General features: G+C 42.9%; 10 protein-coding genes. 5 read left to right on the top strand and 5 right to left on the bottom strand.

Annotation, left to right across the window (positions count from 1 at the left end; genetic code table 11):
* Positions 1-35: 35 nt before the first annotated feature.
* A complete protein-coding gene (locus DBZ36_RS09160; protein WP_120354646.1) occupies positions 36-1,898 on the top strand; it encodes a sensor domain-containing diguanylate cyclase in 1,863 nt (620 codons plus the stop codon).
* 308 nt (positions 1,899-2,206) lie between these two features.
* On the opposite strand, the gene glyA is transcribed toward DBZ36_RS09160, so the two are convergent.
* Entirely contained in the window at positions 2,207-3,460 is a 1,254-nt protein-coding gene (gene glyA, locus DBZ36_RS09155) for a serine hydroxymethyltransferase (protein WP_120354645.1), read from the bottom strand.
* Between the two features lie 441 nt (positions 3,461-3,901).
* On the opposite strand from glyA, the gene DBZ36_RS09150 reads away from it, so the two are divergent.
* On the top strand, positions 3,902-4,153 hold the full coding sequence (locus DBZ36_RS09150) for an Lpp/OprI family alanine-zipper lipoprotein (protein WP_120354644.1): 252 nt from the start codon (positions 3,902-3,904) through the stop codon (positions 4,151-4,153).
* Between the two features lie 75 nt (positions 4,154-4,228).
* Here DBZ36_RS09150 and DBZ36_RS09145 read toward each other — a convergent pair whose 3' ends face one another.
* Positions 4,229-5,182, bottom strand: a complete 954-nt coding sequence (locus tag DBZ36_RS09145; RefSeq protein ID WP_120354643.1) for a L,D-transpeptidase family protein — start codon at positions 5,180-5,182, stop codon at positions 4,229-4,231.
* Between the two features lie 748 nt (positions 5,183-5,930).
* Positions 5,931-7,133, bottom strand: a complete 1,203-nt coding sequence (locus tag DBZ36_RS09140) for an MFS transporter (RefSeq protein WP_158589060.1) — start codon at positions 7,131-7,133, stop codon at positions 5,931-5,933.
* A gap of 249 nt (positions 7,134-7,382) precedes the next feature.
* On the opposite strand from DBZ36_RS09140, the gene ettA reads away from it, so the two are divergent.
* Positions 7,383-9,047: an energy-dependent translational throttle protein EttA gene (gene ettA, locus DBZ36_RS09135; protein ID WP_120354641.1), complete on the top strand. Its 1,665-nt coding sequence runs from the start codon at positions 7,383-7,385 to the stop codon at positions 9,045-9,047.
* 14 nt (positions 9,048-9,061) lie between these two features.
* Positions 9,062-9,235, top strand: a complete 174-nt coding sequence (locus DBZ36_RS09130) for a restriction endonuclease subunit S domain-containing protein (RefSeq protein WP_120354640.1) — start codon at positions 9,062-9,064, stop codon at positions 9,233-9,235.
* Between the two features lie 67 nt (positions 9,236-9,302).
* Here the strand turns inward: DBZ36_RS09130 and DBZ36_RS09125 are convergent, their stop codons facing one another.
* Entirely contained in the window at positions 9,303-11,507 is a 2,205-nt protein-coding gene (locus DBZ36_RS09125) for a glycoside hydrolase family 3 N-terminal domain-containing protein (RefSeq protein ID WP_120354639.1), read from the bottom strand.
* 94 nt (positions 11,508-11,601) lie between these two features.
* On the opposite strand from DBZ36_RS09125, the gene DBZ36_RS09120 reads away from it, so the two are divergent.
* Positions 11,602-12,474 carry a helix-turn-helix domain-containing protein gene (locus tag DBZ36_RS09120; RefSeq protein WP_120354638.1) on the top strand — a complete coding sequence of 291 codons (873 nt, stop codon included), beginning with the start codon at positions 11,602-11,604 and terminating at the stop codon, positions 12,472-12,474.
* A gap of 49 nt (positions 12,475-12,523) precedes the next feature.
* On the opposite strand, the gene DBZ36_RS09115 is transcribed toward DBZ36_RS09120, so the two are convergent.
* Positions 12,524-12,982, bottom strand: a complete 459-nt coding sequence (locus tag DBZ36_RS09115) for a CreA family protein (RefSeq protein ID WP_120354966.1) — start codon at positions 12,980-12,982, stop codon at positions 12,524-12,526.
* Between the last annotated feature and the right edge of the window lie 38 nt (positions 12,983-13,020).

The raw sequence follows: 13,020 nt of genomic DNA, 5'->3' as shown, positions 1-13,020 counted from the left end.
GACCTTCGACAGCGCTTCAGGTAGACTTTGAAACGATGACAAATGAAGGAGAAATTGGCTTGGATAAAGCGTTTGAAAGCTCGACACATAGTAGTCTACTTGGCAATCAGATTGTCAAACGCTGGATCTTCAGTTTTTTTTGCTTTTTTTGTTTGTTTTTTACCAAAGCTGCTATCTCTCAAACCCTAAATATTCCAATCACTCCACAGCCGGATGTATCTCATTTTATCGATGTCAGCCAAAGCCGTGATTTGGAAGCCATTAAACTCATCGCCCCTGAACAATGGCAGCCAAATTACTCTCCGCAACAAAGCTCGGGATACAGCAGTGACCATCATTGGTTTAAATTTAGATTTACCAATCCTGATACTGAAATTTGGCAAGGCTTAATCGAAATTCGTTATCCTTTACTTGACTACGTTGACATATATTTAGAGTTCCCTGGGGCTCCAGTTCAGCGCTTCATACTTGGTGATCAATTTGAGTTTAAAGAGCGTCCCATTAATCACCGTAACTTCCTCGTCCCGCTTGATCTCTTTCCAGATGAAAGTGTTGAGGTTTTCATTAAAGTGAAGACCAGCAGTTCAATGCAATTACCTATTCAGATTTGGAACAATGTTGAGTTTCATAACAAATATGAGCGAACTAATCTTGGGTTCGGTCTTTATTTGGGTTTGATGTTAAGCATGGCTATATACAACATCTTCATATATTTCTCCGTTCGAGAACGGTCCTACATTTACTATGTTGCATTTGCCTTAGTTAGCTGTTTATTTTTCTTCACTTATTACGGCTACGCTTATCAATATTTGTGGCCAAATCTACCCGACTGGAACCGCATTTCACTGGCTTTATTACTTTGGGCTGTAGTGCTTGCCAGCTCTCGCTTCTCAATGACTTTTCTGCAATTCGAAAATCGAATGCCGCGCACATATCTTTTGTTTAAATTGGTTTGTGCCTTAAGCATGCTTGGTATGGTTGCCAGCTTTGTTATTCCTTATTCGATAAACATGCAAATAGCGATCGCCGTTGGAGTCGCTATCAACATCGTCAGTATCCTTATTTCATTGATACGTTGGGCTCAAGGCCTAGTTTTCGCCCGCTATTTTAGCTTGGCGTGGATGATGTTTATGTCCGGTGGTGTACTTTTAGCCTTGGCTACCTACGGTGTCATTCCGCTGAATACGTTTACGCGCAATGCCATGATGATTGGCTCCGGCTTTGAAGTCTTTCTTTTGTCATTAGCCTTAATAGAGCGATTAAATATCGAGAGGCGTAAGCGACAAGAAGCACAAGATCGTGCATTAGAAATCCATCGTAATTCAACTCTCGACTTAGAGCATCGCGTAAATGAACGCACTTTGGCCCTACAAGATGCTTTGTCACAGCTGGAATTAACTAGCCACACAGATAGCCTGACGGGAGTTTACAACCGACGCTATCTTGACGAAGCTTTAGATCGCGAATTTCATCGTTGTGCCCGCTTCCATCACCCCATTTCCATTATCATTTTCGATATTGACCATTTTAAACGCTTCAACGATACCTTTGGACACATCGCAGGCGATCAATGTTTAGTCCACGTCGCACAGATCATTTCTAAACAAGTTAACCGTGCTACAGATACCTTTGCCCGCTTTGGTGGCGAAGAGTTTGTCATCGTACTTCCTGAGACCTTGATCGGGAAAGCTGCAAGTTTTGCTGAGAAAATACGTTTTGAAATCGAAAGATCGAACTTTGATGTGGAAGGAAGTAAACAAAAATTAACCATAAGTGCTGGAGTATCGAGCATTATCCCGGAAGCACCATTTGACTCTAACGCATTGATTGAAAAAGCCGATTCAGCTTTATATCAAGCAAAAGATAAAGGACGCAATTGCGTCCAAGAATCATTTTAAGATTGGGCTATATTAGGGTAGTGCCGCTATTGCCACGACTAACCAAAACGCGATGTTCATGGCTAGTAAATGTTTTTCAAATTGACTTGTCATTGGTATCGTCTCTTATTGATGTGGGACAACACCCTCCTTGGGTGATCAAGCAGTTAATCCCTAACAGCCCGAGTTGCGCCGAAACTTAAACGCACTGACAGTATACTTAAACATGCAACATGGTCAAAATTCATACTGTATAGATATGTTTACATTTTTTTGATTTCTTACAAAAAAGCTTGCCGAAGCAAGCTCATTATTAGGTTGTGTATACATTAGCCATATACGGGTAAACGTACGCAGATTTCAGATACTTTAGTACGAACCGTATCAATGACTTGCTGATTGCTCAGGTCATCTAGGATGTCACACATCCATGTCGCAAGTAGTGCTGCATCATCTACCTTAAATCCACGCCGAGTAATCGCTGGAGTACCAATACGAAGCCCACTCGTCACAAACGGAGAGCGAGGATCGTTGGGCACGGAATTTTTATTAACTGTGATGTGTGCCAAGCCCAAGGCAGCATCCGCATCTTTACCCGTGATGTCTTTATCAATCAGGTCTAACAAAAACAAGTGATTTTGAGTACCGTTAGATACGATTTTATAACCACGCTCTTGAAATACACTCACCATTGCTTTGGCATTATCCAGAACCGCTTGTTGATAAACTTTAAATTCTGGCTCCATGGCTTCTTTGAAAGCAACTGCCTTTGCGGCAATCACGTGCATCAAAGGACCACCTTGACCACCAGGGAAAACTGCAGAGTTGAGTTTCTTTTCGATGTCTGCATTGGCGCGCGCCAAAATTAAACCACCGCGAGGGCCAGCTAAAGTTTTATGAGTCGTCGTTGTGACCACATCTGCAATTGGAACAGGATTAGGATAAAGACCAGCTGCAACCAAGCCCGCCACATGAGCCATATCGACAAACAAATAAGCACCAACTTCATCAGCGATTTCACGAAATTTTTGCCAATCTACAATGCCTGAGTATGCAGAGAAACCTGCAATAATCATCTTAGGTTTATGTTCGCGAGCTAGACTAGCAACTTCATCATAATCAAGCTCACCAGTAATCGGGTCAATACCATACTGAACCGCATTATAGATTTTACCTGAAAAACTTACATGCGAACCATGAGTTAAGTGCCCACCGTGAGCTAAGCTCATGCCTAAAACCGTATCACCTGCATTCAAGAGCGCCATATAAACAGCAGAGTTAGCTTGTGAACCTGAATGCGGCTGTACGTTTGCGTAATCAGCGCCAAATAATTGTTTTGCTCTTTCAATTGCTAAGAATTCAGCCTTGTCGACGAACTCACAACCGCCATAATAACGCTTACCTGGGTACCCTTCAGCATACTTGTTGGTTAAGTAAGAGCCTTGAGCTTGCATGACACGCGGACTAGCGTAGTTTTCTGACGCAATTAGTTCAATGTGCTGCTCTTGACGAGCACTTTCTTCTTCAATCGATTGCCAAAGTTCAGCATCGTAGTCTGCGATAGTCATATCACGCTTTAACATGGTGTTTCTCCTACTTTTTATGCGAGTGTTGCAAGGTGAGCAAAGTGGCATATTCTAACCACACTTTAGCGTGCTGGATAGTCCAAGATCGTGCCTGATTGCTTGAAGTCGAGATAAATAATGCCGCAGCTGCAGCCCTTAAACAACTTATGCATGGCAGAAGAGCTCTCAAGCTGAAAAATATTCAACCATTAGCAATCCGATCGCACAAAAATCAACTAAGTTCAGCAAACACTGAGGTAAGTGAGCGTAATTTGGTACATACTAGGCTCGAAACGTAGCTTTAGAAATATTTTGCTAGAAAAATCATGAACAAATCGCAACAAAGGCTTGCAGCAATTCAATAATACGCCATAATCTGTAAGTGCGGATATCGTAACTACTGGTGTTTGCAATTTTACCGACGAACTTACACGTCTGAATTTTAAGGAAGGATTACTTATGAAAAAATTGTTAATTGCAGGGGCTATTGTATCAACTTTCGCTCTAGCGGGTTGTTCAAATCAAACTACTACAGAACAAGAAAGTTTCACTCTAAACGATCAAGTAGAAGCTCTTGCAGCTGAAGTTGCAGCACTACGTGCTGAACAAGATGCAGCAAATGCGGCGCAAATGACTGCTGACCAAGCGAAAGCTGATGCAATGCGTGCAAACGAACGTCTAGACAACATGGCTACTTCTTACACGAAGTAATTATGTTTGAGCAGTGATACTCACGTATCACTGCTTTACTTCTTCCTGCTAAATTCTTAGTACCTTTAATCTACTCTACTGAACTATCGTAACTTGAGCATTCTCATTTGCTTCTATCTCAACTTGACGTCCAATACTTTGCACTAAACCATTCTGATTCTTAAGCAATTGCGCTACTTTCTTTGATTCAACACCATCTTGCACTACAAACTTAAGCGCACTTCGGTCGAGTTTTAAAGCGGTGGCTTCGTGAACTTCTTCTTCTGTTCGGTTCAAAGGTTCATGAACCTCCATTACAAATTCACCATTAGGCTGCACTGCATACTTGATTGGTTGATTAACAATCGTCACTTTGTCACCCAATTGAGACTTTGAAAACAAATACTCAATATCATCAGGATACAATCGGATGCAACCTGCGCTCACCCGCATTCCTATGCCAAACTCTTTGTTCGTACCATGTATTAAATACTCCCCGCTTCCATAAGAAAGACGCATTGCGTACAAACCTAAAGGATTATCGGGTCCGGCGGGTACAACTCTTGGAAGTTCAATGCCTTTTTCGCGATACTCTATATGAGTATTCTTGGTAGGCGTCCAAGTTGGATTCTCGCGCTTTTGACTAATTTTAGTTGACATTTCAGGCGTGTCACGACCGATGCGACCAATACCTATAGGGAATACATCGACTGCAGAACCATCACGGTGAAAGCTATATAAACGCAGCTCAGCTAGGTTAATGACGATGCCTTGATGGGGAGCATCTGGCAGAATACTCTGCGTAGGAATGGTTAATTCAGTACCACCGTCAGGTAGAAATGGATCGAGTCCGGGATTGGCGGCCATCAACGCTAAAAAACCAATATTGTGCCGTTCAGCTATATCAGCCATCGACTCACCTTGGATGACAGTATAATAACTAAGCGTGCCAATAACACGTCCATTTTCAGGCATTGGGTAAGTTGTTGCAAAGCTTGGCACACTCATTACAGCGCAGGCTAGAACAAGGCGCGACAACAATTTTTTCATGATCAATTCGTTTACTATTATGCGGTAGGCACATAATAACAAGATTTGAGATTAAAGGAACAGAGGGATCGCTAGGAACCTTGCGCTAGCTAAGCTCTCGCGTTAAAAACGGCGAGGATATGTGAGAACTAGTTATTAAAAAAACTAGCGACTCTATTATGGGTTTGAACGGTTTGATTATCGTTACTGTCTGACGCGGAATACACCGTGAGTGCACCCCAAATAACCACAACTAGCCCTAACCAACGAAATCGCATTTTCGTATCCTAAAAAAACTATACCAACAATAATTCGAAACAATCGAAATAATCAGCTCATTATTGTACTGAGCTGCTCTTCAGACTAGCGAATTACACTAAAGTTCAATACAAAATGCAATTTACTTGATTTTTTTTGCAAAGATCAGTATTTAATTACATTTTCATGGGAATGATCACATTTTTATAACTATATTTTTTATATTTGATGTCGATGCGACAAAAATGTAATGCCTGCCGATTCAAAGGCAGTGTTAACTCAGGCTAATCCGTATAGATATAATTAATTCAGTTACTTAGTCAACTTAGTCATAACTTCCGTTAGGGGTACATGCGTAGCTTATTGTTAAAAAAATTAGGTGGCTGCCTTTGACCGATGTAAATTTAACTTAGCAATTTCACCCTGCTCAGGATACTAATGTGTACCGTTTTATTTACAATGACGCTATCAAGCTCATTGCTTTTAAGCAGACAAATAGTCGAAAAGTATTTTAGCTTGCATCTGACTTATTGATCCGCAATGCATACCAGCCGACGATCATCGAACTAGCAACTAACACCGCCATCAGTGCCTGATAGCTAGCATTGCTATGTTCTGCCAACAAGGATGCGCTTAAGGCTCCCAAAACACCAAAAATACCATTCACAAACGAGTACAGCGATGCTGCAGTGCCTTTATACACTTTTTCTAAACGCAGTACGTACTGATTGAATGGTGCGTTCTGCAAACCCTTTACAAACGCGAACATACACATAGGTAGCATAACGCCCAACAAACTCGTTTCAAATAAACTCGCAATCGCAAATGGGATTGCAGCCAAGCCTACCAACCAAAATACGCGCGCGACATAACGGTCTAAACCAACCTTACGGCTTAGTTTCGGCGCTAAGTTATTTGAAAACAATAAACAGACAAAAACAGGAATTTGCCAAACAGCATAGTCAGCAGCGCTAAGTCCTAAGTTTTTCATCAACATAATCGTCGATCCAGTAATCCACATCATAAAAACGGCGCCGGAGAGACCAAAAGCGGCGCTGCTTATCATTAAACGACGATTGCGCGCTACTACGAGTAGTGGACTAAAAACACTGCGCAAATTAAGTCGAGTCTCGCGACCTTGTAGAAGTCTCAGATTAGTTTCTGGCATATAAAGCACTAACAACACCAATACAGCTGCCATCAATAAGGCGTCGTAAAAAAATATGTAATGCCAGGTATGAAACTGCAAAATAAAAGCTCCAATAACGGGTCCAAGCATTGGAGCTAACATGGTCACATTTGCACTCAATGATAAAGCCCTGACTGCATTATCATCGCCATAATATTCGTTAATTGCCGCAAAACCACCGGCAAAAATACAACTCATTGTTGCACCAGCACAAAAACGGGCGCTAAGTAGCATTGCTATATTATCCGATAAACCACATACCCAGGTTGCCAGCATAAATACTAGCCCCCCACCAAGCATGATGGCTTTGCGACCAAAAGCATCAGATAACGGTCCAACAATAAATTGCACACTAATAGACCCGAACACAAATACCGTTACGGCCATCAGAGCCTGGCCATCAGCAACGTCTAGATCGTCACTCATGATTGGAATCGCCGGTAAAAAAGCGTCATTACTGATGAAAATAGTTGCAGCATATAACGCCACCAACAAGTAGAAGTGACTGCGTAACCAATTAGCCATGAAAGCGCCTGTAAATGAAGATAGAGAGGGGGGATAAAGAGACAATAGTTTACCAAGCGCAGCAGTATCTACCCACATATATAGTTGGGATAAATAGAAAAAGTAATGATGTTTATGAAAATCGTTATTTAGGCCCGCATTCACAACTACTTTACGCATGCTTCGCTTGCAAAATTTTATGCACCTAATGTCCAAACCAAGTACTATAGGCAGCATCAATTTAAACTCGATTTTCAGAAGGAACCTTCCATGGCTCAATTCATTTTTTCAATGAACCGAGTAAGTAAGATCGTGCCGCCAAAGCGTCACATCCTTAAAGACATTTCATTAAGTTTTTTTCCAGGCGCAAAAATTGGTGTCCTAGGCCTTAACGGAGCGGGTAAATCCACCCTACTTCGAATTATGGCAGGTATTGACACAGACATTGAAGGTGAAGCTCGCCCTCACCCTGGCACCAAAATTGGTTACTTACCGCAAGAGCCTAAACTAGACTTAGAAGCCACGGTTCGCGATACCGTTGAAGAAGCAGTTCGTGCTGTAAAAGAGGCTCAGGTTCGATTAGATGAAGTTTATGCTGCCTATGCAGAACCCGATGCCGACTTCGATGCGCTAGCACAAGAACAAGGTAAACTTGAAGCTATTTTGGCTACCCATGATGCGCATAGCCTAGAGAATCAACTGGAGCGAGCAGCGGATGCGCTTCGTTTACCAGCTTGGGATGCAAAAATTGGGAACCTCAGTGGGGGTGAACGTCGCCGAGTAGCTTTATGTCGTTTGTTGCTCGAGAAACCCGACATGCTTCTTTTAGATGAACCTACCAACCACTTGGATGCAGAGTCTGTAGCATGGCTTGAACGGTTCTTGCACGACTACGAAGGTACCGTAGTAGCCATAACCCACGACCGTTACTTCTTGGACAATGTTGCCGGTTGGATCCTCGAGCTTGACCGAGGTGAAGGTATTCCTTGGCAAGGTAATTACTCATCATGGCTTGAGCAAAAAGAAGCACGACTTTCGCAAGAAGCGTCTCAAGAAAAAGCCCGCATGAAGTCTATCCAAAAAGAATTAGAATGGGTTCGAACTAATCCAAAAGCACGCCAAGCCAAAAGTAAATCACGGCTAGCCCGTTTTGAAGAGCTTAATACTCAAAGCTTTCAGGGACGTAACGAAACGAATGAGTTGTTCATTCCTTCGGCACAGCGTCTTGGTGACAAAGTTATTGATATCACTAACCTCACCAAATCATATGATGGTCGTGTACTGATAAACGATTTGACCTTCAGTGTCCCTAAAGGTGCGATCGTTGGAATTATTGGGCCAAACGGTGCGGGTAAATCAACGCTATTTCGCATGATTAATGGCAGTGAGTCACCCGATTCAGGTAGCGTAGATATCGGAGATACGGTTCAGCTCGCCAGTGTTGATCAATTCCGTGATTCTATGAACGATAAAGCCACGGTTTGGGAAGAAGTAAGCCAAGGCGCTGATATCCTCAAGATTGGGAATATCGACATTCCTAGTCGTGCCTATGTCGGACGTTTTAATTTTAGAGGCACCGACCAGCAAAAGCGGGTCGGAGAGCTATCAGGTGGTGAACGCGGTCGGTTGCATTTGGCTAAACTATTACAAACCGGCGGTAATGTATTACTACTTGATGAACCGACCAACGATTTAGATGTTGAAACCTTGCGCGCCCTTGAAAATGCACTACTGGATTTTGCCGGCTGTGCCATGGTTATTTCACATGACCGTTGGTTCTTAGATAGAATTGCTACCCACATTCTCGATTATCGAGATGAAGGTCAAGTAAACTTCTATGAAGGTAACTACACCGACTATGAAGCGTGGTTGAAAGAGACCTTAGGTCCAGAAGCTTCACAGCCTCATCGCATTAAATACAAACGTATTAACTAGATATAGGACTGATTATGCTAGAAGACTTAATCAATGGTATCGAAGGTAGTTCTGAGCCCGAGCTTAAGGTTCCGTCTATGGACGAGCAAAAGCGCATTGTAGCCAAGCTTAAAACACTTGAAGATGCTGGCGAACTAAGCCCAGAACTATTAGAAGCCTACCTCACAGGCAAAAAGACAGTCGATTAGGCATATCCTTAATCGGTAAAAAGGGCAGCTTAGCTGCCCTTTTTTATGCCGTGTTGAGAACTACGGTTTAGTCCGCGATTACATCAAAAGCTAGACATTGTAAGTCTTGTTCTCGAGAGCTAGCGCCAATGAACAACTCGAATGCACCCGGTTCAACAACTCGTTCTAACTGGGCGTTAACCAAGGATAAATCCTCAAATTTCACTTTGATCGTCACCCGTTTTTTCTCACCAGCTTTAAGTGAAACTCGAGCAAACCCACGCAAGTTCATTACTTCTGTGGTTACCGAACTATAAACATCGTTGATATAAACCTGGACAATTTCGGTGCCATCAATGGTACTTGTATTAGTCAAATTCACTTCAACTTCAACATCTTGACCAGACTTAATAACATTTTGAGTCAATTTCGCTGTGGAGTACTCAAATTGGCTATACGATAAGCCTTCACCAAATGCAAATAGTGGAGTAACCGGCATATCGATGTAACGTTCTTCTCCGTTGAACTCGGGTTCGTTCATTGAATGCCAACCCGTAAATTTATTATAGTAAACCGGTACTTGGCCAACATGATGAGGAAACGAAATAGTCAGTTTTCCACTTGGGTTTAGATCGCCAAAGATAAGCTCGGCGATAGCTTGCCCACCCTTACATCCTGGATTGAAACTGCATACCAAGGCGCTGCTTAATTCATTTAAACGCGGAATGGTTAGCGGTTTAGAGGCTACAAATACAGAAACTAGAGGAGTGCCACTTTCATGAATGGCCTCAATCATCGCTGACTGCTGACCACTAAGATCCAAATTAGCCCGGTCATGGAACTCACCATTTTGTTTTAAAGTGTCACCAACACAGGCAATAACGACATCAGCCTCGGCTGCTTTACTGCGGACTAGTTCTAATTGTTCAAAACTCTCATCAATACAATCGGCACCTTTAACGTAGTCAAAAGCAAAGCCATGGCTAGCCGCATACTGTTCCAAAGCAGCTTTTGGTGTAATGGTTTGATGGCGATGAAAATAATCATGTGCAGCAGCAGCTTGCATTGAACCAAAGGACCAATCCCCAAGCTGGGCTATAACATCATCGGCATTGGGTCCTACCAACAACACTCTTTTAAGCTTGCTTGCAGACAATGGCAATATGCCGTCGTTTTTGAGCAGGACCATGGACTTACGACTTGCTTCTAATGCTGTTTCCCATGCCGCTTCACTACCTAGTACTTGCTTACGTTCAGCGGGCGTAAAGCGCTGCTCGTCAAAGAGCCCTAACTCAAATTTTGCTAGTAGTATTCGCGATACAGAGTCATCAATTAAGCTTTCGTCAATCCTTCCTTCGTTAACTAAATCAATTGCCGACTGATAAAAGTCTGGGGTGGTCATCATCATATCGTTACCGCCAATCAGGGCCAGATAACTAGCCTCTTTGATATCAGCTGCAACTTTTTGCTTACTATGAAGCGACATCACATTATCCCAGTCGGTGACAATGAAGCCTTTCAAACCCCACTGTTCTTTCGCCACCTCACGTAGCAACCAAGAATTCGAGGTACAAGGCACCCCGTCTATTGAATGATAACCAGTCATTAAGCTGGCACAGTTGGCTTCTTTAACCACCTTTTCAAATGGTGGTAAGAATAAAGACAATAGCTTACGTTTAGAGCTATCCGCTTCATAAGAATCACGACCACCAAGGGCGTCACCATAGCCAACATAATGCTTAGCGCAGGCTAAAATAGAATCGTCATTCCTAAAGTCTTCCCCTTGATAACCTCGGATAGTGGCGGAAGCCATCTCACCGATTAACCATGGATCTTCGCCATAGGTTTCATTCACTCGACCCCAACGCGGGTCACGGCCGACGCATAAAACCGGCGAGAATGTCCAGTGCTGACCACTTGCCCGTGTTTCAAGCGCGGTCACTTTACCCATACGTTGCATTAGATCGCTATCCCAAGAACTAGAAGCGCTAAGTTGGGTTGGAAAAACGGTGGCGTCATTCTCAAAACAATGGCCGTGGATAGCGTCGATACCAAAGATAAGTGGAATAGCTAAGCGGGTTTTACTCGCGCGTTCTTGTAACTCGCGCGGCTGATCGCCGGTACAATGCAGATAGCTACCGACGTTCATGGCTTCTAAGCTTTCAACATGTTCGGCATCATGGGCTGGTAGTTGGATCATTTGACCCACTTTCTCTTCCAATGTCATATGTTTCAATAAATCGGCTACACGTTCGCTGCTTTTCAACGATGAATCTTGATAGGGATAGCTCATACTGATGATCTCATTTTCTAAAGTTGTCTTAACTGTAAACCTAGAATGCTCAATTCACCTTGCAAATACCGACAATTATTAGCATTATTACGACATGAATAAAACTTATCGACTTAGCTCTCATCAACGCCACCCACAATTGCAGTTTTGCATACAGCCAGCGTTCCACGATCGCGCTTTTGCGCTGCATCAGCATGATTTTTCCGAACTGGTAATTGTTTTAGAAGGTAGTGCTAGGCATCAGGTTGGCGATTTTACCGACACTATCCAAGCTGGCGATGTATTTGTGATCAATGGCCACATTGCACATGGATTTAGCAGTGCTCAAAACCTAAAAATTTTTAATTTGATGTTTGAAGGTGAAACTCCATGTTTTGAAACAACTCAGCTGCGTTTGCTGGCGGGTTATCAAGCTTTGTTTACCTTGGAGCCGATTGCGCGCAAGCATAGTGATGCCTTACCGCGTTTAAACTTGAGCCAAGATCGTCTCGACGAAGTCCATCGTCTACTACTCGGAATTGAGCATGAGTATCAACATGCAGAAATAGGGTTTGAGACTGTAGTTTTGTCACAGTTACGTCAACTGGTGGTGATTTTGGCGCGCGAATATCAACAGCACAATCACGCCCAACAAGGCGCTACTATTTCTTTAGCCCGAGCTTTAAGTTTTATTGAACAGCAGTTAGCTCAAACTCAATTGCGTAGCACCGATATTGCAAAAGCCGCCTTTCTAAGCACAAGGCAACTTGAACGGCTATTTAGGCGCTACCTTGATACAAGCCCAGCGCTCTATCTCATTGAACAGCGAGTAGAAAAAGCCAAAGCATTACTCCATGACCCATCACAACCGAGTATGAACCAGATCGCTCAGCGCTGCGGTTTTAGTGAGAGCAATTACTTCTCGCGAGTATTTCGCCAGCAAACAGGAACAAGTCCGAGAGATTTCAGAAAAAGACCCAGCAACTAAAGCTAGCAGCTCATGACTCAAGGTTTTGGTGCTTGAGAGCTTAGTAATTTTAGTTACTACTAGCCACTGGGGCCTGCCAAGCTTGGGTTCCCCACAAAGGGACCGTACTTAGCGAATGCTTAAAGCTACCTTGTAGCTCTTTGGTACTATAGCTGACATACATAATAGTTTGCGATTGGGGGTCAAAAACACGACGTAATTTCAAACTTTTAAACAAAATACTCTTCGATTTTTTAAACACAATCTCACCCGACTTAGACTTATCTATTTGAGCGATCATCGCGCTGGTAATCGGTCCAGCTTGCCGACAAGCAATTCCCATATCTGATGGGTCCGAGAAATCTAAATCGGCATCCACGTGGCTAATATGACAAGTAACTCCAGTTATAATTGGATCCACTAAGACTTCTATTTTTATATCTTTGGTGGTGAACATGCCTAGCGAAACACTGCCTACTTCACCGCCATCACAAGCACTTAAAACACTTACACAAACTGCGAGGGCCATCCATTTTAAACTTGGTTTAATATGCACTTTATTTCCTT

The organism is Alginatibacterium sediminis, from assembly GCF_003610775.1.
Lineage (GTDB): Bacteria > Pseudomonadota > Gammaproteobacteria > Enterobacterales > Celerinatantimonadaceae > Alginatibacterium > Alginatibacterium sediminis.
The sequence above is the reverse complement of the archived record's forward strand: the minus strand, read 5'-3'. Positions and strand labels throughout refer to the sequence as shown.